Annotated in this window: 22 protein-coding genes; 12 read left to right on the top strand and 10 right to left on the bottom strand. The window is 50.3% G+C overall.

Translation table 11 applies throughout. From position 1 onward, the window contains the following. The first annotated feature begins 570 nt into the window (after positions 1–570). The 4 genes from AC0XWG_RS01800 (at position 571) to AC0XWG_RS01785 (ending at position 6,307) form a co-directional block, all read left to right on the top strand. Positions 571–3,570, top strand: coding sequence for a hypothetical protein (locus AC0XWG_RS01800; RefSeq protein ID WP_414658780.1), 3,000 nt, complete (start codon positions 571–573; stop codon positions 3,568–3,570). A 647-nt stretch (positions 3,571–4,217) separates the two neighbouring features. Further along, complete coding sequence (locus tag AC0XWG_RS01795; protein WP_258096917.1) at positions 4,218–5,174, top strand: lysozyme inhibitor LprI family protein; 957 nt, start codon at positions 4,218–4,220, stop codon at positions 5,172–5,174. A gap of 669 nt (positions 5,175–5,843) precedes the next feature. Then, complete coding sequence (locus tag AC0XWG_RS01790) at positions 5,844–6,095, top strand: hypothetical protein (RefSeq protein WP_028017626.1); 252 nt, start codon at positions 5,844–5,846, stop codon at positions 6,093–6,095. Then, entirely contained in the window at positions 6,092–6,307 is a 216-nt protein-coding gene (locus AC0XWG_RS01785) for a hypothetical protein (RefSeq protein ID WP_028017625.1), read from the top strand. The genes AC0XWG_RS01790 and AC0XWG_RS01785 overlap by 4 nt, the downstream gene beginning before the upstream one ends. A 79-nt stretch (positions 6,308–6,386) precedes the next feature. Here the strand turns inward: AC0XWG_RS01785 and yczR are convergent, their stop codons facing one another. Then, positions 6,387–7,808, bottom strand: coding sequence for a MocR-like transcription factor YczR (yczR, locus tag AC0XWG_RS01780; protein ID WP_475680323.1), 1,422 nt, complete (start codon positions 7,806–7,808; stop codon positions 6,387–6,389). Positions 7,809–7,895: 87 nt separating this feature from the next. Between yczR and yczE the strand changes: the two genes are divergently transcribed. The 3 genes from yczE to AC0XWG_RS01765 all read left to right on the top strand — a co-directional run bounded on the left by yczE (position 7,896) and on the right by AC0XWG_RS01765 (position 12,849). After that, complete coding sequence (gene yczE, locus AC0XWG_RS01775; RefSeq protein WP_028017623.1) at positions 7,896–8,507, top strand: membrane protein YczE; 612 nt, start codon at positions 7,896–7,898, stop codon at positions 8,505–8,507. Positions 8,508–8,584: 77 nt separating this feature from the next. Continuing rightward, a complete protein-coding gene (locus AC0XWG_RS01770) occupies positions 8,585–9,655 on the top strand; it encodes a LacI family DNA-binding transcriptional regulator (RefSeq protein ID WP_475680322.1) in 1,071 nt (356 codons plus the stop codon). A gap of 104 nt (positions 9,656–9,759) precedes the next feature. Continuing rightward, the gene (locus tag AC0XWG_RS01765; RefSeq protein WP_475680321.1) at positions 9,760–12,849 is read left to right on the top strand and encodes a beta-galactosidase; all 3,090 of its coding nucleotides are present in this window, start codon (positions 9,760–9,762) and stop codon (positions 12,847–12,849) included. Between the two features lie 39 nt (positions 12,850–12,888). Here AC0XWG_RS01765 and AC0XWG_RS01760 read toward each other — a convergent pair whose 3' ends face one another. Then, positions 12,889–13,710, bottom strand: a complete 822-nt coding sequence (locus tag AC0XWG_RS01760) for a nickel/cobalt efflux protein RcnA (RefSeq protein ID WP_128348953.1) — start codon at positions 13,708–13,710, stop codon at positions 12,889–12,891. A 136-nt stretch (positions 13,711–13,846) separates the two neighbouring features. On the opposite strand from AC0XWG_RS01760, the gene AC0XWG_RS01755 reads away from it, so the two are divergent. Beyond that, positions 13,847–14,119: a metal-sensing transcriptional repressor gene (locus tag AC0XWG_RS01755; protein ID WP_028017619.1), complete on the top strand. Its 273-nt coding sequence runs from the start codon at positions 13,847–13,849 to the stop codon at positions 14,117–14,119. Here AC0XWG_RS01755 and AC0XWG_RS01750 read toward each other — a convergent pair. Continuing rightward, positions 14,112–15,677, bottom strand: a complete 1,566-nt coding sequence (locus tag AC0XWG_RS01750) for an EAL domain-containing protein (protein ID WP_028017618.1) — start codon at positions 15,675–15,677, stop codon at positions 14,112–14,114. The genes AC0XWG_RS01755 and AC0XWG_RS01750 overlap by 8 nt on opposite strands. A 221-nt stretch (positions 15,678–15,898) precedes the next feature. Here AC0XWG_RS01750 and AC0XWG_RS01745 point away from each other — a divergent pair, with 221 nt between their 5' ends. Together AC0XWG_RS01745 and ykgO are read left to right on the top strand one after the other, a co-directional pair. After that, on the top strand, positions 15,899–16,159 hold the full coding sequence (locus tag AC0XWG_RS01745) for a type B 50S ribosomal protein L31 (RefSeq protein WP_010428154.1): 261 nt from the start codon (positions 15,899–15,901) through the stop codon (positions 16,157–16,159). A 2-nt stretch (positions 16,160–16,161) separates the two neighbouring features. Beyond that, entirely contained in the window at positions 16,162–16,302 is a 141-nt protein-coding gene (ykgO, locus tag AC0XWG_RS01740) for a type B 50S ribosomal protein L36 (protein WP_003859006.1), read from the top strand. On the opposite strand, the gene AC0XWG_RS01735 is transcribed toward ykgO, so the two are convergent. Then, positions 16,299–17,009 carry a GNAT family N-acetyltransferase gene (locus tag AC0XWG_RS01735; protein ID WP_475680320.1) on the bottom strand — a complete coding sequence of 237 codons (711 nt, stop codon included), beginning with the start codon at positions 17,007–17,009 and terminating at the stop codon, positions 16,299–16,301. The two genes, ykgO and AC0XWG_RS01735, sit on opposite strands and share 4 nt — an antisense overlap. Positions 17,010–17,110: 101 nt before the next feature. On the opposite strand from AC0XWG_RS01735, the gene pdxR reads away from it, so the two are divergent. Further along, positions 17,111–18,571, top strand: coding sequence for a MocR-like pyridoxine biosynthesis transcription factor PdxR (gene pdxR, locus AC0XWG_RS01730; protein WP_475680319.1), 1,461 nt, complete (start codon positions 17,111–17,113; stop codon positions 18,569–18,571). On the opposite strand, the gene AC0XWG_RS01725 is transcribed toward pdxR, so the two are convergent. From AC0XWG_RS01725 to acrA, 6 genes are all read right to left on the bottom strand, one after another. After that, on the bottom strand, positions 18,543–19,010 hold the full coding sequence (locus tag AC0XWG_RS01725; RefSeq protein WP_028017615.1) for a YlaC family protein: 468 nt from the start codon (positions 19,008–19,010) through the stop codon (positions 18,543–18,545). The two genes, pdxR and AC0XWG_RS01725, sit on opposite strands and share 29 nt — an antisense overlap. 117 nt (positions 19,011–19,127) lie before the next feature. After that, the gene (maa, locus tag AC0XWG_RS01720; protein ID WP_028017614.1) at positions 19,128–19,679 is read right to left on the bottom strand and encodes a maltose O-acetyltransferase; all 552 of its coding nucleotides are present in this window, start codon (positions 19,677–19,679) and stop codon (positions 19,128–19,130) included. Positions 19,680–19,889: 210 nt separating this feature from the next. Beyond that, positions 19,890–20,108 carry an HHA domain-containing protein gene (locus AC0XWG_RS01715; RefSeq protein WP_008499287.1) on the bottom strand — a complete coding sequence of 73 codons (219 nt, stop codon included), beginning with the start codon at positions 20,106–20,108 and terminating at the stop codon, positions 19,890–19,892. A 27-nt stretch (positions 20,109–20,135) separates the two neighbouring features. After that, the gene (gene tomB, locus AC0XWG_RS01710; protein WP_008499288.1) at positions 20,136–20,510 is read right to left on the bottom strand and encodes an Hha toxicity modulator TomB; all 375 of its coding nucleotides are present in this window, start codon (positions 20,508–20,510) and stop codon (positions 20,136–20,138) included. A 513-nt stretch (positions 20,511–21,023) separates the two neighbouring features. Beyond that, positions 21,024–24,170, bottom strand: coding sequence for a multidrug efflux RND transporter permease subunit AcrB (gene acrB / locus AC0XWG_RS01705; RefSeq protein ID WP_028017613.1), 3,147 nt, complete (start codon positions 24,168–24,170; stop codon positions 21,024–21,026). Positions 24,171–24,192: 22 nt separating this feature from the next. After that, entirely contained in the window at positions 24,193–25,386 is a 1,194-nt protein-coding gene (gene acrA, locus AC0XWG_RS01700) for a multidrug efflux RND transporter periplasmic adaptor subunit AcrA (RefSeq protein WP_128348589.1), read from the bottom strand. Positions 25,387–25,527: 141 nt separating this feature from the next. Between acrA and acrR the strand changes: the two genes are divergently transcribed. Further along, the gene (gene acrR, locus AC0XWG_RS01695; protein WP_028017611.1) at positions 25,528–26,181 is read left to right on the top strand and encodes a multidrug efflux transporter transcriptional repressor AcrR; all 654 of its coding nucleotides are present in this window, start codon (positions 25,528–25,530) and stop codon (positions 26,179–26,181) included. The last annotated feature ends 16 nt before the right edge of the window (positions 26,182–26,197 follow it).

The following is a 26,197-nucleotide window of genomic DNA, read 5'->3' as shown; positions in this document are numbered from 1 at the left end:
AAATACATATATATGAAGGCGAATAGGTTAACCCACACTTGTGGGATATTTCTTGTCCGTTCTTTTTCATTAAATGTAAACGTATAAGAGAGTACAAGATGAATAAGTTTAAAAAGACAAAAGTTGTGGCTGTTCGCATAAATGAACAGCAGTATGATGCATTGCATGTTCTCATTAATAATGGGAAGGCTCAATCAATATCAGGTGCAATTCAGTATCTGATAAGCCAGCATATAATCCTGGGTAATTAAGGTGCGTAAGTCTGTCAATCAATTGGCAGACTTACTAAACAATACCACGATGCTTAGCTCACAACGACATTGTTAACTCCTTCATTAGACGAATAATAATATTCCCATGCAAAGATGTAAGTTACAACAAGATCTGTACCTTACTGAGCAACAATTACAGTACTTGGGGATGATCCAAGCAAGCTTCAGTATTAAATTTAGCAAAATTAACTAATTTTTCTGGATAAAGTAATCCGTCGATGACTGTTAATTAATATCTGTACCCCCAATAAAAAACCAGCACTGGAAAGCACTGGGGCCTTCACAAACTAAGGATAAAATGAAAATGAAAACATTGAGTGCTATTTACACTACGCCTAGCCGCAGTCTAACAAATAAAGAATATAACATTTTTGGATTGAACCCTAAAAAAGGTGAACATTCAAAGATGATATGTGCGAATATGAACTGGGATGATATCGTTAAAAATTTTTCTGATTCTGAAAAATGGCAAAAAATTGGCGGCGATACCGAATCCACCAAGAGTGACCTGCTCATGATAATTTTCGGCAGAACTATAACCTCCGACATTGATCAATGGTGTACACGCAATAACACAAATATTGTGGCACGTTCCGGTTTCATTCTTGATTATGACGGAGAAGGTAATAAGTCCTTTAGTGATATTCAGAAGGTAATTAGTGAGTACGAGTATTTCCTGTTTTCAAGTCCGTCATACGGTATAAAACCAGGTGATCGTTGCCGCATCTACTTGCCTTTTGAGTGCGAGATATCTGCTGACGAATGGCAGGTTCGAAAAAAATCATTTGTACAATATTTCAATGACATAGGAATTACAATTGATGCAAGTTGTATGGTACTGAGTCAGGGACAGAATGAACCAGCATATGACGTTACTGCGTCTAAGCCGCCATATGCATATTACAACAAAGGACGGTTCATCAATCCGCTAGTTGATATCAAACATATTTCTCCGTCACAAATACCAAGACTGACAACTACCTATAACCCCACAAATACAAGTACGAGTTCCTTGACTGCACTGTTGCAAGAGGTCTGCAATCACAATGCTGGCTCACTGGCTTATTGTGACCGACGGACGTTGGCATCATTACTGGTATTACTGGGTGTTGAATATTACGAGATTGAACGAGTTCTGACTCACTGTTCACGCCCTGGGTTCACTCAGTCTAATACGGATATCATTGATGGTTGTGGCGTCTTCAGCAATCTATATGGCCTGTACAAGTTTGTATCAAAAGGATTCAGGATCCCAGAAGATATACTGCCTAATACGACGGCAATCGCTATTCCGCAGGTAGGTCCTGTGACACTCAGTACTGCATATCACTGGGACTATAAGAAAAAATTGATAAGTGAACAGACACTCAGTGATATAACTACAGAGATGCCTCATAACCAACTAGGAAAGCATTTAGTTGTCTGTGGTTGTGCAGTTGGTAAAACCTATGAATCCGCGAATAACTCCGACTCTTTGACAATCGTCCCTAATACTTCAATTGTTTCCCAGTATACAGCACCTGAATATATAGGAACGCCTGATGAAAATACGTTGGGCAGTAATATTTGCACATGGAACCAGTTAGAGAAGTTAGTTGGTAAAACACATGAACAATTGTCCATCATATTGGGTGATCGCAGAATATTAGATATAGATGAGTGTCACGGTCTATTTTGTGATTACTCGTATAAACGTAAGACCATAGATGCTATTTTCAAGGTGTTGAGTGCTGGGTATTTCAGACAGGTACGCTTTCTGTCAGGGACAATATTACCAACTGACTTCTACGGCATCAGCTTTGACAGTGTTTCATTTATTGAACGCACCAGCACAATGAAGAAGACTATAAATGTGATCTATTCACATAATCTGAGTAATAAGAAAACGAAGTATCCAGAATTCAATACTACTAACTGCTTTGATTTCATTGCCCGCAATAATACCGATGCCAAAAAGTTGATCCTGATAAATGACAAGAAAAAATGTGCCGCTATGTCCATTGCGTTGGAGAAAGCAACAGGCAAGAAATATCTGGTCGTTAATGCTGATCGGAAAGAAGAAACCGAAATAAAGGCGTTATTCTCTACTGGGTTGCTGGGTGAGTATGACGGAGTCATTGGTACTGCCTCAATATTCGAGGGATGGAACTGTAACGAAGTATGTGAATTTGGGGAGTGTCATATGATCGGAGATTTCAGTACCGCACGCATTCAGCAATTCACACATCGGTGGCGAAAATGTTCCAGCGTTAATGTCTACCACTACCGAAAGAAGCCAGAAAAATCGACAACTAAAACATTAGATGAATTACTGGGAAATATAGTAGACGAAGCTAACGCCCAGTTATCTATCGCTAATCGCCGTATTAATGGTGAATGCCCGGCATACATTGCAAAATATGCAATAGATAATAATTCAGCACTGATTAAGTACGACAAAGACCTGTCTCCTGATGCTTTCGTATTGAATGAGGTAGGGATCAGTTACAACCGTTTTGAAGAAATGGCACGATATGAGCAGTTAGATAGTAATACGTATTACTCAAATCTTATGCTCCACGGTTTTGAACTGGGGTTTGAAAAGACCGAGATGAAACCGTTTGGCGATTTTTACAAGGTGTTGGCGGATATAGAAAAGGTACACCGTGAGTTACGCACTGCGAAAATTGATCAAACCATTCAGTATTGGAAGAATAAGACTCCGGTCACTGAGATTACTGACCCGTGGATCAAGCTCCTGTACGGACGAATGGAGCAAATCAGTAACAGCAAATCCGGTATGGTTAGTGCTGATACAGTGCCTGAAGTACTGGAGGCGTACAAGAGTAATGAAAAGATATTGGAAGTGGTCGAATCTGACTATGATTTCAATGTAGATGGATCTCTGGTTCGTGAATATCTGAATAAAATTCTGCCTAGTTACTTGGTACTACCCGGCACGAAATATGACGGGTTATGGCTATCCCGTGAAAGCCGCGATAGGCTTGCCACTGAAGGGGTCAACTTCGTGCTTAAAGCTATCTATGGCGGTTCTGTAGCTGAAATGGTTGGTAGTCCCGAATGGCGTGGATTGATCGAATTAGATGGTAATAGTTGGAAATTTTGTCCAGATCATCAGGTGATTGGCAAGCTCCTTGGTAAGTGGTTTGGCTGTATTGAGCATAAACAGTTGTGTGTCGCGGGTAAGCGTGGCTACTACTGGCAGATCCACAAAATGCGTTCATGTTTGCCAGTACTGGGCAAACGCGTGGGCTACGACAAGGCCAGAACTGAATGGTTCATGCGTAACGCGGCGTAACGCCTTGCCTACCAGTGCAGGAAGGGAGCGGGGATTTTACTTATAGGGGTAGTGTAATTATATATAACTACCTACCCCCTATAAGTAAAAACGATCTCTTGCCCCATCAATAGTTAAGGAACCAATGCCAGTACTGAGCAGTACTGGCATTAATCTCCTTGAGCAGTACTGAACTCTGCTTCATGGGACCTGTCCCGATTGAACACTGCATACTCATCAGAAGCGATACGATGCCCGCCACGCTGGCAGTACTGGTAGTCAGTATTCGAACCAGTTCGTCCTGTCTCACGCCCCTTCATTAACCTGCGGCTGATCTTACCCAAGAATAGTGGACACGGGACTAAGTGAGTAAACTCTCATCCAGAGGTGACTAATGACAAAACCAGTATCAAGTCTCAGTGGCATCAGAAACGGTGTGGTTTTGAGGAGAGTATATGACCTTTGTTCAGGTGGCCAAATTCAGTAAACCACTACAACAATAGCGGAGCTATGTTCATTGTTAGTGAACGTACCGGACAATACTGTAAAAGTTAAAGGAAAATTTTAGCACTCAATAGTTGACAAATATAGCTAAGTGATAGAATTATCATTCATGACAGAATTTTTATAATTATCAAACATGAACCACTGCTCATCGGGAAGGATGAATGAAAATATCTCACATAGCACTAATCGTATCATTTATATGTTTTGGAAAAACAGCTACTGCCACTTCATTTGATTGCAATAAAGCAAGCGGGTATGTTGAGCTAACAATTTGCACTACGCCAGCATTATCTTCTTTAGATGATCAGTTAAATGTATTATATAAAAAAGTAAATCAATCCAAGCCCGAGAGTGCTCAGCTAATTAAAAAATCTCAATTGAGCTGGTTAAAGGATGTGCGGAATAAAGCAACAACGGCCCAAGGGATTACAAATGCATACACAGCACGAATTAATGACTTGAATATGATGTTAGGCGAAGGACATACAGTGCAAGTTCAACAATCAACTCCCGCACAAGCACCTATACAGCAAACATATCCTAAACAGCCACAGCCACAGCCACAGCCACAGCCACAAGATAATGTACCCCCTCCCCAACATAATGCTGATGATGTAGAGCAGAAAGAAAATAACATACCGAAAATCGCTTGGGAAAATAGTGATATGCAGGGCGGGGTTGAGCAAATATATAAACTCATTGAAAGGGATTTTAAAGAGAACCCAAACTTGACACTGAGCATACTTAAAAAAATTGACGCTAATAAAGATGATTTCGCTTCATTCATCGTATCCAAAAAAAGTTACATCGACTATGGTGTCAGTTTCGAAACAATGACGTCGGCCCTCAACAATTCAAACTGTAGACAGGAACATAAAGCACGAGAATCTTTGATTACAGCGTGGTACAAATCTAATGATTGGCGGCCCTTCAATGAGTTTCCTGAAAATATGAGAGCACAAGAACAAAATCGAAGAAATGAAATTAATGCAGAAGTTGGCAGAAGGCAGACTGAGTCAATTAATCTTTTTAACCAATGCACATATAATTCATTATCCTCGAACCCCAATCGACTTTCGAGGCCTAAACCTCCTGTTGAGAAACCTTACGGGGGCTGAATAAAATGTAATCATTCACTCAGCGGGATGCTGCAAACTGAATGGTTCATGCGTAACGCGGCGTAACGCCTTGCCTACCAGTGCAGGAAGGGAGCGGGGGTTTTACTTAGAGGGGTAGTGTAATTATATATAACTACCTACCCCCTATAAGTAAAAACGATCCCTTGCCCCCCACCAATAGGTAAGGGACCGAAGCCAGTACTCAGTACCCGCCTCACCAAACCATCCCATCTCATGTACCTGGGTTAACCTGCTGCATCCTCATAAAGCCGCACGATGACCCGTCACGCTGTCAGTACTGGTTCAGTACTGGACAACGCTTCACAAGGTGCTACATTACCTTTGTTGCACCAAAACGTAATCTCATGATAACTCTACACAATTCAGTACTACTGGCTGATGGCAGGGCCCCCACCCATTTGTGGCTCCGCAAGACTTACCCTGCTTCTCCTTCCCCTTAAACGGTTAGTCCACAATATTAGTACGCCTATATCGTGTAATATATATTTCATTGTATTGAAATATTATTGTCATAAACCTGTAATAATAGACTGTCATTTTATCATTGGATGTCTATTTTCTTCCATAACTCAAAAAAATATATATCTGGATAACATTGTTAACTTCGTGTATTAAATAAAACACTTATTCCGAAGGGAAGTGACAAACATGGCTACTGCGGTATTAAACGTTAAAATTGATGGCGCGCTAAAAGAAAGACTTCGTCACTATGCGGAAGTGAATAACGAGAATTTAAGCGTGACGACAGAGAAACTGCTGCTGCTGGCATTTGAAGCAGTAGAAGAGGCGGGAGTATCGGAAGAGGATATTGATAATCAGCATACGGAAGAAGAGAGTGTTTCTCCTTTTACTCCTAAAGAAATCAAAGCTCTACGTAAACTTCTGAAGAAGAGAAAATGAAACAACAACTGTCTACTGCCAGTGACTACAAAGAGGCCTGCGATTTGTTGCGTTCTGGCTACGTGAAGCATGTACGTCTTGGCTGGAATGTCGGTAGTGATGAGTTCTTTCGTATTGCGTCTGACTGGTGCGATACCGGCGCAAAAATAAAGAAAGACGGTGAAAACTTCGTTATTTCACTGAAAGGCTTTCCTATTCCTCCTCAGCACTAAATCCTGACAGGTGAAAACTGCTGACTGCATGTATTACAGTCAGCAGTTTTTATTTTATGATCAACTTCAAGTTTTTATATTACACCAGACTGCGTTTTACTGATGGCGCGTTTTTATTCAGGGAGAGCCAGAGTGGCTTAATCCTCAGTAAAGCCTGTTCAAGCTCTGTCGGTTCGAGCGAAAAAGGCATACGTAAATAGCGGTCGAACGCCCCCGATAAGCCAAACCGTGTACCGGTCCCCAGGTTGATCCCTAGTATTTCCGCTCGTGCGGCTAGCTGTGTTGCCTGCATACCAGGCAGTTCGATCCAGTATGAGAGTCCACCTTCCGCTTCATGAAATTTCCATTCCGGGAAATGTTCGCGTAGCAATTCACCACATCGATCACGTCGTTCTGCCAACATTTTTCGTCGGGCAGGGAGAAACGTCTCGCTATTGTTAATCAGCCACAGCGTCGCCAGTTGCTCCAGCAGCGGAGATCCCAGATCCAGGGTATCTCGGGTCTGAGCGAGTGTCGCGATGGTGCGCGAAGAGGCGCGGATCCAGCCGAGACGCAGCCCTCCCCAGAAACTTTTTCCGGCAGAACCTAACGTGATTACGTTGGCTTGCGGGTTAAACGAGGCCAGCGGTGGCGGTGGTGGTGAGTCAAACCAGAGATCGACCATCGTCTCATCCACCACCAGCGCCGTACGGGTCTGTGCGGCGATATCGGTTAGTGCCTGGCGGGTCGCTATATCCATACATCGCCCGGTTGGGTTATGAAAGTCTGGCATCAGATACGCCAGACGAGGCGCCGTCTGGGCAAGCGTTGCCGCAAAGCCATTCGTATCCCAGCCGGTTTCCGGCAGTGAGACCCCCACGGGCCGACACTGTGCCCCCTGAATGGCGGCAATCGCCAGCGGATAGGTGGGATGATCGACCACGACACGATCCCCCGGCCCGGTCATCATCCGCAGTACCAGCGCAAAACCACTGACGGCACCATTAACCACCATCACCTCGTCCGCCCTGGTCGGAAGACCACGCGCGGTATAGCGTGCAGCGATGGCTTCCCGCAGTGACGGCAGCCCAAGCTGATCGTAACCCGTCAGCGAGAGATGCTGGGTAATGGCCGTGAGCGCATGGGTATAAGCCTGGTGGATCTCTGGCCCGGCATTGAGCGCGGCAGTGGAGAGATCCAGCGCGGCGCTTGCCGCTGAAAGTGTTGGAACGGCGCGCGTATCCGGGAGGATCACGCGCGATCCGCTTCCGTGGCGGCTTTCGAGGAATCCCTCCTCGCGCAGATGGGCGAGGGCGCTGCTGATGGTGGTCCGGCTCACATCCAGCGCAGAGGCCAGTTCCCGTTCGCCTGGTAGCCGCGTATTCAGTGCCAGCCTGCCATCAAGGATCAACAGACGCAGCGCGTCGGCCAGTTGACGCCATAGCGGTGTGCGGGATGAGGTTTGCTGCCAGTGGCCTAAAAGGCGTACCAGAGACTGGCTTCCGAAGCGACGTGATGACATGTTCAGTCCACTATTTGAAAACTGGACATTAATCATAGTGCCATTTTAGGTCAGGATGAAAGCCTGGTTCACTGGAGAAGATAAAAAATGGTACGTCGCCTGCTACAACTCTATGTCGGTTTAGGATTGTATGGCCTTTCCACCGCAATGTTTATTCGTTCCGATTTGGGTGTCGATCCCTGGGATGTTTTTCACCTTGGGGTGGGGATACAGCTGGGAATGACTATCGGGACGGTGATCATTGTGACCGGCGCTGCGGTGCTGCTGCTGTGGATCCCACTGCGTCAGATGCCGGGCCTTGGCACAATCAGTAACGTGATTTGTATCGGTCTGGCGGCGGACGCCAGCATGGCGCTTATCCCGGAACTTGATTCCTTATCCGTTCGAATCGCTTTCCTGGTGTCGGGCATCGTGATGAACGCGATTGCGACCAGCATGTACATCGGTGCCGGTTTCGGACCTGGACCGCGCGACGGTCTGATGACCGGTATTCATGCCCGGCTGGGGTGGTCCATTCGCAGCGTGCGTACGTCAATTGAAGTGTCCGTCCTGCTGATTGGGTGCGTGCTTGGCGGCACGTTTGGTGTGGGAACCGTCTTGTATGCCCTGACCATTGGTCCGCTTATCCAGCTCTGTCTGCCCTGGTTCCGCCAGAAGCCGCGCATTGAGGAAGTATCTCAGCCGGAACGGGTTGTTTAATTTTGCGAAGCGCTCACATGCTTTAACGGCATCGCTGTGCCAGAATAGAAGCTTCTAAAATTGCGATGCCAGAATGCATGAAAGCAATCACACTCTATGATGTTGCCCTCCTTGCGGGGGTTTCTTATCAGACCGTGTCCCGCGTTATTAACGATGCGGAACACGTCTCTGCCCGCACGCGGGAAAAGGTGCAGCAGGCGATGGCGGAGCTGCACTATGTCCCTAACCTTCGGGCACAGCAGCTGGCGGGTAAACGCACCCGTACGTTGGGTCTCATCACTACCGACCTGGCCCTGCACGCGCCTTCACAAATTGTGTCGGCGGTAAAATTGCGTGCGTCGGAACAGGGGGCGAGCGTCCTTATTTCCATGGTTGAGCAACCGCAGCAGTGTCAGATCGCACTTCAGGCGTTGCTGGCGCAGCGCGTGGAAGCGCTACTGGTGAATGTGCCGCTTGACGATCGTCTCGCTGAACAGCTCAGGGCGCTGGCGTCACCCGTCCCGGTGCTGTTCATTGATGTATCGCCTGCAGCGCAGGTGAACAGCCTGGTGTTTAATGCCGCGCAGGGGGCACGTCTGGGCGTTGAGCATTTACTTTCATTAGGGCATCAACGCATTGCCCTCCTGAGTGGACCGGAAAGCTCGGTTTCTGCGCGGGCGCGTCTGGCGGGTTGGAAAGCTACGCTGGCAGAGGCTGGCCTTGAACCCATCGCGTTGGCATACGGTGACTGGAGTGCGGCTTGTGGATATGAGAAAGGATATCTGCTGTTATCGGCGGTGGAATTACCTGATGCCATTCTGGTAGCGAACGATCAAATGGCGCTCGGAGTAATGCGTGCCTGCGCAGAAAAGGGGATATCCATTCCCGGCCAGATATCCGTGGTTGGATTTGACGATACCGCAGACAGCGCCTGGTTTTCCCCGCCGCTGACAACCGTTCGCCAGGCGTTTCGTGAGGCGGGAGAGCAAAGTGTGGAGTGGCTGCTGGCGCCCACTCAGGGAGAAGAGTGCTGGCAGGTTCAGTTGCCTGTTACGCTGGTGACCCGTCATTCCAGCGCGCGCCGTGTGCCGCAGCAGGCAGAATATGAGGATCTCGCGCAGCAGCTCAGAAGCCTGGCGCTACGGGCTGAACAACTTGCCCGTAAATAAGACTTTTGTGATCTGACTCGCTACCCCACGATCGAACACTTTACCGTAACCCAGTGGCAGGGCATGTTAAGCAAAATTGTGAGCGCTTCGCAAAAGAGGTTGATATGCCCAACACACCATCGCTGACTCTCAGCGCAATTCTGGCCCGTCGGGACTGGGAAAACCCAGGGGTAACACAGTGGAACCGCCTGACCGCACACGCGCCGTTACACAGTTGGCTTCATGAACAACCTGCCCGGGATGATGCCGCATCTCTCAGCAAACGCTCCCTTAATGGGGAATGGCAATTTAGCTACTTTCCAGCGCCGGAGCAGGTTCCCCAGAAATGGGTGACAGAAGATTGCGCGGATGCTGTCACGATGCCCGTACCGTCTAACTGGCAGATGCAGGGTTTTGACACCCCCATCTACACCAACGTCACTTATCCAATACCTGTTAACCCACCTTTCGTTCCGCAGGAAAACCCGACTGGTTGTTATTCGCTCACATTTGAAGTGGATGATGCCTGGCTGCAGAGCGGGCAAACCCGGATTATCTTTGACGGCGTGAACTCGGCGTTTCATCTGTGGTGCAACGGGCAGTGGATGGGGTATTCACAGGACAGCCGACTCCCTGCCGAGTTTGATCTCTCGGCGGCATTACGCCCCGGACAAAACCGCCTGGCAGTTATGGTCTTACGCTGGTGTGATGGGAGTTATCTGGAAGATCAGGATATGTGGCGCATGAGCGGCATTTTCCGTGATGTGTCATTGCTGCATAAACCTGAGACGCAGATTGCCGATTATCAGGTGGCGACAGACCTGAATGCAGAGCTGGACCGTGCAGTGCTGAAGGTCGACGTCCAGCTTGCAGGCGCTGGTTTTACGGGCTGCGAGGTGGTCTTTACCCTGTGGCGTAAGGGGGAAAAATGCGCCAGCGCAACCCAATGCCCTGGGTCTGTTATTGTGGACGAGCGCGGCTGTTGGGCCGAGCGTTTAACGGTAGCCATTCCCGTTGATGCCCCAGCGTTATGGAGTGCTGAAACGCCGGAGCTCTATCGCCTGACCATCGCGCTTCGGGATGCGCAGGGCAATGTGCTGGAGATTGAAGCCTGCGATGTTGGCTTCCGTCGCGTTGAAATCAGTAACGGTCTGCTGAAACTCAACGGTAAAGCGATGCTGATCCGCGGGGTTAACCGGCACGAACATCATCCGGAAAATGGCCAGGTGATGGACGAAGCGACGATGCGGCGCGATATCGAAATCATGAAGCAGCACAACTTCAACGCTGTGCGCTGCTCGCACTACCCAAACCATCCGCTGTGGTACACGTTATGCGACCGCTACGGGCTATATGTCATTGACGAAGCTAATATCGAAACCCATGGCATGGTGCCGATGAGTCGCCTCGCAGACGATCCGCGCTGGTTGCCCGCTATGAGCGAGCGTGTGACCCGCATGGTGCAGCGCGATCGTAATCATCCCTCAATTATCATTTGGTCGCTGGGCAATGAGTCCGGGCACGGTGCAAACCACGACGCACTGTATCGCTGGGTGAAATCCACGGATCCAACGCGCCCGGTACAGTATGAAGGTGGCGGCGCGAACACAGCCGCGACCGATATTGTTTGCCCGATGTACGCCCGGGTCGATCAGGACCAGCCTTTCCCTGCTGTACCCAAATGGTCAATAAAAAAATGGATCGGCATGCCGGATGAAACGCGTCCGCTGATCCTCTGCGAATACGCCCACGCGATGGGGAACAGCTTCGGTGGGTTCGCGAAATACTGGCAGGCGTTTCGCAGCCATCCTCGCCTGCAGGGTGGCTTTGTCTGGGACTGGGTCGATCAGGCCCTGGTGAAGCAAGATGAAAATGGCAACACGTTCTGGGCGTACGGCGGGGACTTTGGCGATAAACCGAATGACCGTCAGTTCTGCCTCAATGGCCTGGTGTTCCCCGATCGCACGCCACATCCGGCGCTGTATGAGGCGCAGCGTGCGCAGCAGTTTTTCACGTTTACGTGGGTGAGTACGTCTCCGCGGGTAATCGCGGTAAAAAGCGACTATCTGTTCCGCCATACCGATAACGAGGTGCTGAGATGGACGATTACCCGGGATGGAAACGTACTGGACGCGGGCGAGGTCACACTCGCTGTTGCTCCTGGAGAGACTCAGCATGTGGAAATCGATCTTCCGGAGATCACGCCAGAGCCGGGTGAAGTCTGGCTGAATGTCGAAGTATTTCAGCCGCAGGCAACACCGTGGTCACCGGCAGATCATCGCTGCGCGTGGGAACAGTGGCCGCTTCCGGCTCCGCTGTTTATCTCTCCGCCAGCTCCCGCGGGTGTGGCTCCTGTTTTGACGCAAAACGATCGTATGCTTGAAATCACGCATCAGCAACAACGCTGGCAGTTCGACCGCCAGTCTGGGAACCTGACGCAATGGTGGCGTAATGGTGTTGAAACGCTGATTTCACCTGTGACGGATAACTTCAGCCGTGCACCGCTGGACAATGACATTGGTGTGAGTGAGGCGACGCGGATCGATCCGAATGCCTGGGTTGAGCGCTGGAAAGCGGCGGGTATATACGATCTTACTTCGCGCGTTCTGCAGTGTGGCTCAGAGCAGCACGCAGGTGAGGTGGTGGTGACCACCCTGCATGCTCTGGAGTTTCGCGGCAAAGCGCTGTTCCTGAGTCGTAAAATCTGGCGGGTGGACGATCAGGGCGTGCTGCATGGTGACATTCAGGTCGATATTGCGTCTGATATTCCGCAGCCCGCGCGCGTTGGACTGAGCGTTCATCTCCTCGAAACGCCGGAAAACGTCCACTGGCTTGGACTGGGACCACACGAAAACTACCCGGACAGAAAGCTGGCAGCACAGCAGGGGCGCTGGACACTACCACTGGAGGCGATGCACACACCGTATATTTTCCCTACGGAGAATGGTTTGCGCTGCGATACACGTGAAGTTGTGCTGGGAAGGCACCAGTTAAAGGGTAGGTTCCATTTCTCCGTGAGCCGCTACAGCCAACAACAGTTGCGTGAGACAACTCACCATCATTTGTTGTGTGAGGAGCCGGGTTGCTGGCTCAATCTCGATGCGTTCCATATGGGCGTGGGCGGCGACGACTCCTGGAGCCCCAGCGTCTCGCCGGAGTTCATCCTGCAGACACGCCAGCTTCGCTATACCTTCAGCTGGCAGCAGAACTCTTAACTGACCATGAAGATGCGGCCACAGAGCGTGGCCGCAGTCTTACGCCAGAATGCCGCTCAGGCCATGCAGGCTCATGTAAATCCCTACTATGGTAATCAGCGCAGCGGAGATCCATGGCGCTTTACGGGAGAATTCGCTAAACCCGGGCCAGCGTTTGGTCGCGTGCTTGAGGCTTAAGGCGGCAATTGCGCCGGAAGCCACCAGCGTGATCGCCAGGCCAATGCTGAAACTGAACACCAGCGTTGCGCCGAGGGCAAAATGCTTCAGCTGCAGGCAGATCAGCAGGACAGTTATTGATGCTGGGCAGGGGATAAGCCCCCCGGTCAGGCCAAACATCGCGATCTGCCCGGTGGTGACGTTTTGACCGTTGAAACGTCGGTTAATATCCTGTGCGTGCGCCCGTTGATGGGCGTCCTGCCACTCCTCCTCAACCAGTTGATGTCCATGGTGGTGATGCTCATGATGGTGGTCATGGTCATGGTCATGGTCATGGTGGTGATCGTGATGATGATCGTGCGGCTGACTCTCTTTCCAGGTTCGCCAGGCCATCCACAAGGCGATTGCTATGATCAATACCCCGGAGATCAGCTGGAACCAGGGTTCGGACGTGTGTGCATCCCATCCCTGACCAAACCATAAACCAGCCATGGCAATGATCCAGACCACCGCCGTGTGGGAAAGTGTTGCCGACAGACCGAGCATCACAGCCTGTTTCATCGTACCGCGGATTGCCACGATAAAGGCGGCCATCATCGTTTTTGAGTGGCCCGGCTCGAGGCCATGCAGCGCGCCGAGCAGGATAGCGCTGGGGACAAACAGCCAGGCGTTGCCCTGTTGCAGGAGTGAAGCAAAATCGTTCATCGAAGATTCCGGAATGGAAAGCGAGATCAAATACTACTCCCCCCCAGTAAATTAATACTACCCCCCAGTAGAAAAATACTCAGGGGGAGTAGAGCGTGATATGCTTTAAACGTCAAAAAAGAGAAGGGATCACCAGATGTCACATACCGTTCGCGACAAGAAAATGTTATTGACTCGCCTGAAGAAAATTCAGGGGCAGAGTAACGCCCTGGAGAAAATGCTGGACAGTGATCACGAATGCGCCGAGGTGCTACAACAGCTGGCGGCGATCCGTGGAGCGGTTAACGGCATGATGATGCAGGTGATCGAAGGGCATTTAACCGATCACGTGGTGAAAGAGCCCGAAGAAGCAAAGCGTGAAGCCGATCTTGGCGTGGTGTTACAGGTGATCAAATCCTACCTTAAGTAGAATGCAACCTGAGGTTATTTTCTGCCCAAAAAATAAATTCCGCTTTTGGTAGCGCCTTACTGTAGTACCACCCCTGTCCATACTGCACCCCGTGGCGGTGCAACCACTCGAGCTGTCCTGCGGTCTCAATCCCTTCCGCAACCATCGCCAGCTTCAGCGATTTCGCTATTTCAATAATGTGCGGGGTGACGTTTTTGTACTCCAGTGCATCCACAAACGATTTATCAATTTTTAGCGTATCGACATCAAGATCCTGCAGATAGCTCAGGCTGGAATAGCCAGTGCCAAAATCATCAATATAGACAGAGTGCCCTGAACGACGGAAGGCGGCGATGGCTGGCGCGCTGATTTTAGGATCGGCAAAGCCACGTTCGGTTAACTCAAGGGCGATTTGTTTCGGATGGACTGCCCACTTATTCAGTAATTGACCCAGCAGAGGTGGCAGATCGCCGGAGGTCAAATCCGCAGGCGCGAGGTTGATGGAGATATGCTGTTCCTCGTGAAGGTGCAGCCAGTTGCCCATATCTTCGAATACTTTTTCGATAACTAACTGGGTCAACTGCGAGATGAGCCCGGTTTGTTCAGCAAGTGGAACAAAAATATCTGGCGCGAGAATGCTCCCGTCTGGCTGAGGCCAGCGTGCCAGCGCCTCAGCACCCACAATTTTTCCGCTACAGAGTGCCACAATGGGTTGATAGTGAATCACAATGTCGCGGCTGTTAATGGCGTCAAGCAGGCGATTGCGCGGCGACTGGATACGGCGCAATACGCGCAAGACGAAGAACGCGGCAAGCAGGCTTATCAGTATGCCGAAAGGTAGCCAGAAAATAAGCTGCTGGTGCCAGGTTTCAGCCAGTGGCTTGAGTGCAGCCCAGGCCACGATCGTAAACCCTAACTCAGGCACCGGCTTCATGATGTACATTGACCCGTTGTACTGAATGCTGGAGACCTTCTGCCCCATAACCATGTTACGGATATGCGGATCAAGTTTGTTACTGCTGGCAAAAATGAGATGTGTTTTATGCCCCACCAGGGAGGCATTGATCGTGAGTTGACTGAAAGGGATTACATCGACAAGCGAGGCGGGATCAATCAGTACAAGGTAATGGCCTTTCCCCATGACAGCCATATAGCGGTTAAAGCCGAGATCGTTTTGTGTGGTCAGCCATGTGCTGTAACCATCTTCTGTAATACGCATCGGAGGGGGAAAAGAGACCGCTTTGCTGGTTTGCTCCAGGGAGGAGCAGAGGGGCTTAAGATTGTCGACATAGATAACTTCCTGGACATAACGCCACGAGAAAGCGGACCGGCGCATTTCCATTAAATGCGTAGGGCTACAGGGGACTCCCTTAAAGGCCTGCAAATGAGTTAGCGCCTCTTTTGCCTGCGCCATAACCATGTCAGTACGTACCAGTACACGTGAGGCATACCTGTCCAGCGCATCGACAAATTTTTCTTCTGCCTGGCGGTGCGCCAGCCAGATGCTAAGGCAAATGGGGATCAACACAGAAAAGATAAGTACGCCAGTCACCAGACTGACCATATGCCGGGTTTTCATGCTGTCGTTTCCTTCCTCATATGCCCGTTCCTGGGTACAGAGTTCCCTGCCTGAAGAGAAAGATTTTACCGCGAAATGATGTAGTTATAGCACGTGTGTAGCCTGGTTTTCATTTTATCTAAGGCAAATCAGAAAATAGCATCAGGATAGAGGGGGGTTGTTATTTCATCAGAGCTTCGATATCATTTTGTTATGTTATAACAAAACAAAAAGAGCTTACGATGAAACCAGATATCCATCCCGCCTATCGCACCGTGGTTTTCCACGATACCAGTGCCAATGAGTACTTTAAAGTTGGCTCGACCATAAAGACCGACCGCGAAATTGAACTCGACGGTGAAACCTATCCCTACATCACTATTGAGGTCTCTTCAAAATCGCATCCGTTCTATACCGGCAAGCAGAAAACGTTCTCTACGGATGGCAGTGCGGCACGCTTCCGCAAGCGTTTTGGTGGTTTTCTTAATGCGAAGCGGGGCTAACTATGCAGGTACTTAACTCATTACGTAGTGCGAAACAGCGTCACCCGGATTGCCAGATAGTCAAACGCAAGGGACGCTTATATGTGATTTGCAAATCTAACCCGCGCTTTAAGGCGGTTCAGGGACGTAAAAAAAGACGCTAGATGCGTGTTTCTCGCCAACTTTCCAGGGATCTTTTCTGTTTGCCATCGGCAGTAAAATTGTCGATGGCAAGCCACCCTTCAAAGACCTTCGCCAGCGCCGGCCACTCTTTGTCGAGTATCGAAAACCAGTCGGTATCCCGGTTATGACCTTTTGTGACCAGCGCCTGGCGAAAACGCCCCTCAAACTGAAAACCAAGACGCAGTGCCGCTTTGCGCGAAGGTTCGTTCAGACTGTTACATTTCCACTCATAACGGCGGTAGCCAAGAGTATCGAACACGTACTGCATCAGCAGATATTGCGCTTCTGTTGACTCTGGCGTGCGGCTTAACAGTGGGGAGAAATGAACGTGTCCCACTTCCACTACACCGTTTTTAGGATCGATCCGCATCAGGGCCAGTGTTCCGACAGGAGACTGTGTGTGGTTATTAATTACGGTAAAGTGAATGGGATCGGATAATTCACACACGCTCGCCACCCACCCGGCAAACTCACCCGCCGAGGCATCTGGCTCCCGTAGCAGCCATGTCCAGCTGCGGGTATCTTCGGCCCGGGAATAAGCGTTGAACAGTGCGTCGGCATGCTCCACTCGCAGAGGCTCAAGCCGACAATAGCGCCCCTGAAGGACGACCCGAGACGGGTGCTGACGAGGTTGCCAGTCGTTAAGAGGTTCACCCACTGGCTGACCAAACTGATTGAATGTCTTCATCTTAATGTCCGTGACGTTGAAAAGAGTTCCAGACTAGTGAGTTACTGGTTCCATAAAAAGAACCACTCGGCTATGTTTTGGTGGTACCAGGCGGAGGTGAGATGAATATACCCGGTGATGAATTTTATACGTTGCTCAATGCTGCTCTGAAAGCGCGTGGTGAGGAGACGCTTCAACGTACGCTCTATCTAACATTGCGGGAGGCCATACTGTGCGGCAGGTTACAGTCTGGCTGCCAGCTTGCGGGTTCGCGGACGCTGGCTCGTCAACTTTCTCTTTCGCGGAACACCGTGAATGCAGCGCTGGATCAGCTCACGCTCGAAGGATATTTACTGCGTAACCGACAGGGAACGCGTGTGGCACAGTTAGCTCACCGTTCTGTCGCCCGGGCATTGCCGGATTCTGTCATCACGCTCGCAAAGCGGGTCTCATTGTTACCTGCGCCAGTGGCCCGGGATACACCGGTTATGGCATTCACCCCCGGGACGCCTGCCATCAACTATTTTCCTCTACCGCTGTGGCGAAGATTGTTCGATCGCGTGTTGCGGGAGGAGGGGAGTAGCCTGTTGGGATATGGTTCACCTGCCGGGGAACCGTCGCTGCGGGCGGCCATTGCCCGTCATCTTGCCCTGTCTCGCGGAATTGACTGTGACGCCAGCCAGATTGTAATAACGGAAGGCGCGCTTGAAGGCGTCAATCTTTGCACGATGCTGTTGAGCGAGCAGGGAGATGTCGCGTGGGTGGAAAATCCCGGATATAGCGGGGCAAAAAGTGCTTTTGTAAAAAACGGTCTGAAGATGACGGCAATACCTGTTGATGACGAGGGAATGTGCTGGGAAGGGCTGGATGTTCCTTCCCCCTCGCTTATTTTCACCTCGCCTTCACATCAATTCCCTTACGGAAGCGTACTCAGTGCGCGGCGGCGTCTGGCATTGCTGGAACTTGCCCGGCAACATAACGCCTGGATTATTGAGGACGATTACGACAGTGAGTTCCGTTACACCGGTGAGCCCGTGCCGGCAATGTTGGGAATGGTAGCGAATGCCCCCGTTGTCTATCTGGGGACATTCAGCAAAACGCTGTTTCCGTCGCTCAGAATGGGGTTCATGGTGTTACCCCCGGCGCTGGGAAATGCGGCTCATCCGGCTATTGGTGCACTGTTACGCGGTGGACACCGTGCTGAACAGCGTACTCTGGCGCTGTTTATTGAAGAAGGCCATTATGCCCGTCATCTTGCCGCCATGCGTCGGCTCTATCGTAAACGTTACCGCCAGTTACGGGAGGTGCTGAGCGGGGAGCTTCATACTCCGCATCGCATTCTTGCTGGCGAGGGCGGAATGCACCTGACGCTGGCGATAGAAGGGATTGATGACCAGAAGCTGGTGGAGCAGGCGAGGGCGTTTCAGCTGGCCCCCGCTGCATTGAGCGGATATTACCTGGAGAAGAAGCAGGGGCAAACCGGTCTGGTATTAGGTTACGGCAATACCTCTGCTTCTCAGTTTGTGCCGGGGATCCGACGCCTGCAGGCCTTAATTACGCAGCAACAGGGCGAGAAAGGGTAAAGACATCGTAGAAAGAAAGCTGACCTTTGGTAGAGATCATTTTCTGTAGCTTCTCTTTTTGCACGTTTTCGACAGCCGGAGAGTGCATGATGCTGTCGATTAGCTCTGTTGGTACGTAACGGGTGTTGTACCATTCGCCGTTGTAGCAGACCCGAAAATCGAGTACGTCGATATCTTCGTAGCGGTAGCGGGGATTCACGTCGAAAAAGAAAAAGGCGTTAAATACAACAAACAGCACAACGAGTAGCCAGACGGAGTCCACCAGCGTTTCGGATTTCAGCATCACAATAAGCGTCGCCAGCCAGGCGGCATACATTGCAACAAAGAGTCCGGGATGTTTGCGGATAAAGCTAATGCTAAAGCGCGGGCGATTGTCGCGCTTTTCGCGGAGGTTGAGTTCGTCGATGGTGGCAGTGAGCAGGCGCTGTATCTCGGTCATTTTTTGCCTTCATGAGAGTTGACAATACAGGGGATCTGCCAATTTTAGGGGAGCCATTTGGTTGAAAAAAGTAACAGTATGGCGCTAAAAGACCATAACAGTTGACTCCCCGCAGCCTTACAGTTTTTTGATGATTTTTGCCGGGTTACCGCCAACGACGACATTGGTCGGGACGTCTTTCGTCACGACAGCGCCGGAGGCCACCACTACATTATCGCCAATGGTTACGCCGGGATTAATGACCGCACGTCCGCCAATCCAGACATTGTTACCGATTCTCACGGGTTTGCCAAACTCCACGCCGCTATTACGTTCTTCGGCGTCCAGTGGATGGGTTGCCGTATAAATATGAACTCCCGGCGCGAGCATGCAGTTATCACCAATGTGAATTGGGCACACATCGAGCATCACGCAGTCGAAGTTAGCGTAAAAGTCTTTACCCAGATAAATGTTATATCCGTAGTCGCATCGGAAGCTCGGTTCAATATAAGCCCCTTCGCTTTTTCCCAGAAGTTCCGCCAGAATGTTCTGGCGTTCTGTTTTTTCATCAGGTGCGGTGTGGTTATAACGATGAACCAGATGGCGGGCCCGCAGGCGGTCAGTCCGTAATGTCTCATCACCAGGGCGATAAGGTTCACCTGCAATCATCTTCTGTTTTTCAATGCTCATCCTGGAAACCTCTGTGAACGTATTTACCGCAGGGTAATATTAACCGCTCGACATGGGAACGTTCCCTAATAACCGATGTGACTATTGTCACAACATTGTTGTTGATGCGCATGTTTTACATGGAGACCTGGCTTTTGCACAGGGAGCATAGCTGGATAGGTGAATACAGTTCAGAACGTGGCGTAGAACTCTACAGGCACACTTCAAAGATTAACGAACAAATTTCCATACAGAAGTAGGAATTTTGTCATACAACTTATTCATCGTCAGCTCAGCAAGACGATGGTCTGCAGCTGAATAAAATACCGCCAGTTCATTATCAGAAAGCTCGTATTTATTCTTTTCAATGACACGTTCGAGCGTGTCAATTGACTGACAGCGTCGTAAGCGCATCAAATAATCGATCTTTGTGAGTGGTTTATCAGACATAAATTCACCTTAGTAATTGTAATAATTTTAACAGGAAAGACTAACCGGGTTAGCTCTGCTCACGTTGACGAAACAGCGGAATAGCCGGTTTCCCGATTTACGCCATTTTTGCAAATCCTGGGCGTTAATGCCGTAACTGCTGAACAACATAAAGGTGTCATCCAGGTATTCATCAATTTGCTCAATGAGCTTATTATCTTCATTGTACTTAATTTTATAATTAAGTGCGAAGGTTGCGATATGCTCTATAAGCTCATTCAACTGTAAATTGATGGCAGACGTTGGGTCGTTCACCCAGCCATGGTTGCTTTCATCAAGATTGGCAAGGCAGTCATGGTACAAGGATTCGCAGAGAAATTTCAACTGCGCGATATCATGCCTTTTTGGCGAGTACTCGTCCATAGCGCATCCCCTTCTGAGTGATTTCTTACTCACCGAACATCATTGTCGGGATGGATACAACATACTTAGCCACATGGGTGCTGTGTTCCTGATATCTCTAACTATAAGCCACTCCATTCAAGATTTCACCGCGCTATTACGAAAAATTACAAATAAAACCGCAGACTGCGAGCGTTTACGCAAATGTTTGTCCGGAAGTGAACATTTTGATCTAAATTAACAAAGAATTTTTTTTCGCTTCCTTACGTTTCATTGGTTTAGCTTAAACGATGGGAAGACGTCCTGGTCCGGAGTTCTGTTTGTCCGAACTTGTTGTTAGGAATATTCCTAATAGCTTAAGCGTGGAAATGAAATTAAAAAAATCCCGAATTCACCGATTAAGCGATCGGTTAATTATGATATGCCTAATAAACATGGCAGGAAATAAATGGAAAAACAATAAGCGTATTTTATGATTTTTTCAGGAAATGAAAAAGGCCGCTAATGCGGCCTTTTTATCATGTGAAACCGGTATCAGTGATGCTCTACTGAATGACTGTGTTCAACATCTTCATTCTTGCGGCTGAAGCGGCGGCGAACCACCACGAAGAACACCGGTACGAAGAAGATGGCCAGAACGGTCGCGGTGACCATACCACCCATTACACCTGTACCTACTGCGTTCTGCGCACCGGAGCCAGCACCAGAGCTGATAACCAGTGGCATAACGCCGAGGATAAACGCCAGAGACGTCATCAGGATTGGGCGCAGACGCATACGTACCGCCTCCAGCGTCGCCTCAATCAGGCCTTTACCTTCTTTCTCCATCAGATCTTTGGCGAATTCCACGATAAGTATCGCGTTCTTCGCCGACAAGCCAATGGTTGTCAGCAGGCCTACCTGGAAGTACACGTCGTTGGTCAGGCCACGGAAGGTTGCGGCAAGCAGTGCACCGATAACCCCCAGCGGAACCACCAGCATGACGGAGAACGGAATCGACCAGCTCTCGTACAGTGCTGCCAGACACAGGAAGACCACAATCAGTGAAATGGCGTACAGGGCAGGGGCCTGGTTACCGGACAGACGTTCCTGATAGGACATACCGGTCCAGTCGTAGCCAATTCCCGACGGCAGCTTGCTCGCCAGTTGCTCCATCATCGCCATCGCTTCACCGGTGCTTCGACCCGGAGCAGCCTGACCCAGGATTTCCATGGAAGGCAGACCGTTATAGCGCTCCAGACGCGGCGAACCGTATTCCCAGCGTGACGTAGAGAACGCGGAGAAAGGTACCATCTGGCCGTTACTGCCGCGTACGAACCAGTTATTGATATCGTTCGGCAACATACGGTATTGGGCTTCTGACATCACGTACACTTTCTTCACACGACCACGGTCGATGAAGTCGTTGACGTAGCTACCGCCCCAGGCTGCACCCAGAGTGGTATTGATGTCACTGATGGAAACGCCCAGGGCCTGAGCTTTCTCCTGATCAATGTCGATTTTGAATTGCGGCGTATCTTCCAGGCCGTTAGGGCGCACGCCAACCAGCAGGTCAGGGTGTTTTGCCACTTCGCCAAACAGCTGGTTACGTGCCTGCGTTAGTTTCTCGTGACCCAGACCACCCTGGTCAATCAGCTGGAAGTCGAAACCGGTCGCCGTACCCAGTTCAACAATCGCAGGCAGGTTGAAGGCAAAGACCATCGCATCTTTGATCTTCGAGAACGTGCCCATGGCACGGCCAGTAATCGCCTCGACCTTGTTTTCCTTACCTGGACGTTCAGACCAGTCTTTCAGGGAAACGAAGGCAATACCGGTGTTCTGACCACGACCCGCAAAACCAAAGCCGTTAACCGCAAATACGGATTCAACGTTGTCTTTCTCTTTGGTGAGGTAGTAGTCGGTCATCTCATCCAGTACTTTCTGGGTACGTTCTTGTGTCGCACCCGCCGGAAGCTGAGCCATACTCAGGAACACGCCCTGATCTTCGTCTGGCAGGAACGAGCTTGGCAGACGAACGAACAGATAGGCCATGCCCACCACGATGATGATATAGAGCAGCAGGTAACGACCGGTACTGCGCAGGATGTTGCCCACGCTGTCGGTGTAGTGGTGCGTACTCTTATCAAACATGCGGTTAAACCAGCCGAAGAACCCTTTATGCTCGCCGTGACCACCTTTCTGAATTGGCTTCAGCATGGTGGCACACAGTGCAGGTGTCAGGATCAACGCAACCAGTACCGACAGCGCCATTGCCGAAACAATGGTAATCGAGAACTGACGATAAATCGCACCGGTAGACCCCCCGAAGAACGCCATCGGGATAAATACCGCCGACAGTACCATCGCGATACCGACCAACGCGCCCTGGATCTGGCCCATTGATTTACGGGTGGCTTCCTTCGGCGGCAGACCTTCCTCCGCCATTACACGCTCAACGTTCTCTACTACCACGATGGCGTCATCCACCAGCAGGCCGATGGCGAGTACCATCCCGAACATCGTCAGGGTGTTTATCGAATAACCGAATATCGACAGGATGGCAAAGGTACCGAGCAATACAACCGGAACGGCGATGGTTGGAATCAACGTCGCGCGGAAGTTTTGCAGGAACAGATACATTACCAGGAATACCAGGATGATCGCTTCTACCAGGGTTTTAACCACTTCGTGAATCGAGATTTTAACGAACGGCGTAGTGTCATACGGGTAGACGATCTTCAGGCCTGACGGGAAGTACGGTTCCATCTTCTTCAGTTCTGCGCGGATCGCTGTAGCGGTGTCCAGGGCGTTAGCGCCTGTCGCCAGCTTAATACCCAGACCGGAAGCCGGTTTGCCGTTGTACTTCGCGATGATGTCGTAGTTCTCACCACCCAGTTCCACTTTTGCCACGTCGCGCAGGCGAACCTGTGAACCGTCCTGATTCACTTTCAGCAGGATCTTACTGAACTCATCGGCAGAGGTCAGACGCGTTTGCGCAATGATCGAGGCGTTAAGCTGCTGGCCTTTCACCGGTGGCGTACCCCCTAACTGACCGGCTGCAACCTGGGCGTTCTGGGCTTTAATGGCGCTGATGACGTCAACCGGCGTCAGCTGGAAGTTGTTCAGTTTGTTCGGGTCCATCCAGATACGCATTGCATACTGGGAACCGAACAGCTGAACGTCACCCACACCAGAAGTACGGCTAATGGCGTCCTTCATGTTGGCGCCCACGTAGTCGGAAATATCCTCCTGCGTCATGGTGCCGTTGGTGTTGATAACGCCGACAACCATCAGGAAGCTACTGGACGATTTCTCGACGCTCACGCCCTGCTGTTGTACTTCCTGCGGCAGCAGTGGCATCGCCAGCTGCAGTTTGTTCTGCACCTGAACCTGCGCGATGTCGGCATCAGTACCTGACTGGAAGGTCAGGGTGATCTGTACCGTACCGGTGGAGTCACTGTTTGAGGACATGTACATCAGGTTATCAATACCGTTCATGTTCTGTTCGATAACCTGAGTAACGGTATCCTGCACCGTTTTCGCATCAGCCCCTGGGTAGGTTGCGGAAATTGTCACCGCCGGTGGCGCAATGGTCGGATATTGCGCGACAGGCAGCTTCAGGATCGCAAGTCCCCCAGCCAGCATGATGATTATGGCGATCACCCACGCAAATATGGGGCGATCGATAAAGAAATTAGGCATGTCTTAACGGCTCCTGTTTAAGTTAAGACTTGGTTTGTTCTGACTGGCCAGCGGCCGAAGCTTGTTGTTTATCGTCAGATTTCACTTCCTGTGCTTTGACCTGCGCGCCAGGACGAACTTTTTGCAAACCAGTAATAATCACGCGATCGCCATCTTTCAGACCTTCCGTCACCAGCCATTTATCGCCAATCGCCTGTGATGCCGTGATATTACGTGTTTCGACTTTGTCATCAGCCCCGACAACCAGTGCGCTCGCATCGCCGCGAGGTGTACGGGTCACACCCTGCTGTGGAACCAGAATGGCGGTTGGGTTGGTCCCTTCTTCCAGACGTGCGCGAACAAACATACCTGGCAGCAGATTCTTGTCAGGGTTCGGGAAAATCGCACGTAAGGTGATGGAACCGGTGGTCTGGTCGACCGTCACGTCAGAGAATTCCAGCGTACCTTCCTGCGGGAACTTGATACCGTCGTTCGTCACCAGTTCCACTTTGGCTTTGCCGTTTTCCTGCTTCAGGGTGCCGTTAGCCAGCTCCTGTTTCAGACGCAGGAAATCGTTGCTCGACTGGGTCACGTCGACGTAGATTGGATCAAGCTGCTGCACAGTCGCCAGCGCAGTGGCCTGACCGTTCTGCACCAGTGCCCCTTCCGTAACGGAAGATTTGCCAATACGACCGCTAATCGGAGAGGTCACTTTGGTATAGGCCAGGTTAATGCGGGCGGTTTCGACAGCTGCTTTCGCTGCCACTACGGCCGCGTTAGCCTGCTGGGCATCTGCCAGGGCGGTATCGTAATCCTGTTGGCTGATGTACTTGGTACCGAGCAGTTTTTGGTAGCGGTTCAGCGTCAACTGGGCGATTTTGGCTGCGGCTTGTGCTTTCGCCAGGTCGCCTTTGGCGCTTTCATAAGATGCCTGATAGGTTGCCGGATCAATCTGATACAGAGACTCACCCGCTTTAACATCCCCGCCTTCGGTAAAGTTACGTTTCAGGATAATGCCACTCACCTGAGGACGAACTTCCGCAATGCGATATGCATTTGTACGGCCGGGTAATTCTGTAGTGATTTGAAGAGGTTCGGATTTGAGCGTCACAACGCCAACTTCTGGCATCTGCTGAGCTCCTTGTTGAGCCTGTTTATTGTCACATCCTGTAAGCGCTAAGCTGCCTGAGAGCATCAGAACGACCGCCAGAGGCGTTAACCCTCTGTTTTTGTTCATATGTAAACCTCTAGTGTCCGATTTCAAATTGATCAATGGTCCTGAGTCCAAAAACCCATTGCTGCGTTTATATTATCGTCATGCTATGGTACATACATTCACAAATGTATGTAAATCTGACTCCTGTAAATTCACCCACCTATGGCACGAAAAACTAAACAACAAGCGCTGGAAACCCGACAACACATTCTGGATGTGGCGATGCGTTTGTTCTCTCAGCAGGGTGTTTCATCAACCTCGCTGGCACAGATTGCTCAGGCCGCTGGTGTCACACGGGGAGCGATTTACTGGCATTTTAAAGACAAGTCAGATCTGTTCAGTGAAATCTGGGAGCTTTCAGAGTCCAGCATTAGCGATCTAGAGAGTGAGTATCGGGCAAAATTCCCTGACGATCCACTCTCAGTATTAAGAGAAATATTAGTATATATCCTTGAAGCGACAGTCGTTGAGGAACGTCGCAGGTTAATGATGGAAATTATTTTCCATAAATGCGAGTTCGTGGGTGAGATGGCAGTGGTGCAGCAGGCGCAGCGCAGTCTCAGCCTGGAGAGCTATGACCGCATCGAACAGAACCTGAGCGTGTGTATGCAGGCAAAGCTGTTACCGGCCAATCTGATGACCCGCCGGGCGGCTATTCTGATGCGCAGTTACATTTCAGGCCTGATGGAAAACTGGCTTTTTGCGCCGGAATCCTTTGACCTCAGAGAGGAAGCTCGCAGTTATGTGGCGATTTTACTGGAAATGCTACAGCTCTGCCCCACGCTGCGCAGCGACACACCTTCGTTAACGGCCTGATCCCTTTCCAGGATTT

Source organism: Enterobacter sp. DVT3837, from assembly GCF_056238685.1.
This window is presented reverse-complemented; position numbering and strand designations above follow the sequence as displayed.

What these genes read in the sequence shown, in the direction of transcription:
- AC0XWG_RS01800 (WP_414658780.1), top strand. Translation starts at nt 571, where the DNA reads ATGAAAATGAAAACATTGAGTGCTATTTACACTACGCCTAGCCGCAGT.
- AC0XWG_RS01795 (WP_258096917.1), top strand. Translation starts at nt 4,218, where the DNA reads ATGAAAATATCTCACATAGCACTAATCGTATCATTTATATGTTTTGGA.
- AC0XWG_RS01790 (WP_028017626.1), top strand. Translation starts at nt 5,844, where the DNA reads ATGGCTACTGCGGTATTAAACGTTAAAATTGATGGCGCGCTAAAAGAA.
- AC0XWG_RS01785 (WP_028017625.1), top strand. Translation starts at nt 6,092, where the DNA reads ATGAAACAACAACTGTCTACTGCCAGTGACTACAAAGAGGCCTGCGAT.
- yczR (WP_475680323.1), bottom strand. Translation starts at nt 7,808, where the DNA reads ATGTCATCACGTCGCTTCGGAAGCCAGTCTCTGGTACGCCTTTTAGGC.
- yczE (WP_028017623.1), top strand. Translation starts at nt 7,896, where the DNA reads ATGGTACGTCGCCTGCTACAACTCTATGTCGGTTTAGGATTGTATGGC.
- AC0XWG_RS01770 (WP_475680322.1), top strand. Translation starts at nt 8,585, where the DNA reads ATGAAAGCAATCACACTCTATGATGTTGCCCTCCTTGCGGGGGTTTCT.
- AC0XWG_RS01765 (WP_475680321.1), top strand. Translation starts at nt 9,760, where the DNA reads ATGCCCAACACACCATCGCTGACTCTCAGCGCAATTCTGGCCCGTCGG.
- AC0XWG_RS01760 (WP_128348953.1), bottom strand. Translation starts at nt 13,710, where the DNA reads ATGAACGATTTTGCTTCACTCCTGCAACAGGGCAACGCCTGGCTGTTT.
- AC0XWG_RS01755 (WP_028017619.1), top strand. Translation starts at nt 13,847, where the DNA reads ATGTCACATACCGTTCGCGACAAGAAAATGTTATTGACTCGCCTGAAG.
- AC0XWG_RS01750 (WP_028017618.1), bottom strand. Translation starts at nt 15,677, where the DNA reads ATGAAAACCCGGCATATGGTCAGTCTGGTGACTGGCGTACTTATCTTT.
- AC0XWG_RS01745 (WP_010428154.1), top strand. Translation starts at nt 15,899, where the DNA reads ATGAAACCAGATATCCATCCCGCCTATCGCACCGTGGTTTTCCACGAT.
- ykgO (WP_003859006.1), top strand. Translation starts at nt 16,162, where the DNA reads ATGCAGGTACTTAACTCATTACGTAGTGCGAAACAGCGTCACCCGGAT.
- AC0XWG_RS01735 (WP_475680320.1), bottom strand. Translation starts at nt 17,009, where the DNA reads ATGAAGACATTCAATCAGTTTGGTCAGCCAGTGGGTGAACCTCTTAAC.
- pdxR (WP_475680319.1), top strand. Translation starts at nt 17,111, where the DNA reads ATGAATATACCCGGTGATGAATTTTATACGTTGCTCAATGCTGCTCTG.
- AC0XWG_RS01725 (WP_028017615.1), bottom strand. Translation starts at nt 19,010, where the DNA reads ATGACCGAGATACAGCGCCTGCTCACTGCCACCATCGACGAACTCAAC.
- maa (WP_028017614.1), bottom strand. Translation starts at nt 19,679, where the DNA reads ATGAGCATTGAAAAACAGAAGATGATTGCAGGTGAACCTTATCGCCCT.
- AC0XWG_RS01715 (WP_008499287.1), bottom strand. Translation starts at nt 20,108, where the DNA reads ATGTCTGATAAACCACTCACAAAGATCGATTATTTGATGCGCTTACGA.
- tomB (WP_008499288.1), bottom strand. Translation starts at nt 20,510, where the DNA reads ATGGACGAGTACTCGCCAAAAAGGCATGATATCGCGCAGTTGAAATTT.
- acrB (WP_028017613.1), bottom strand. Translation starts at nt 24,170, where the DNA reads ATGCCTAATTTCTTTATCGATCGCCCCATATTTGCGTGGGTGATCGCC.
- acrA (WP_128348589.1), bottom strand. Translation starts at nt 25,386, where the DNA reads ATGAACAAAAACAGAGGGTTAACGCCTCTGGCGGTCGTTCTGATGCTC.
- acrR (WP_028017611.1), top strand. Translation starts at nt 25,528, where the DNA reads ATGGCACGAAAAACTAAACAACAAGCGCTGGAAACCCGACAACACATT.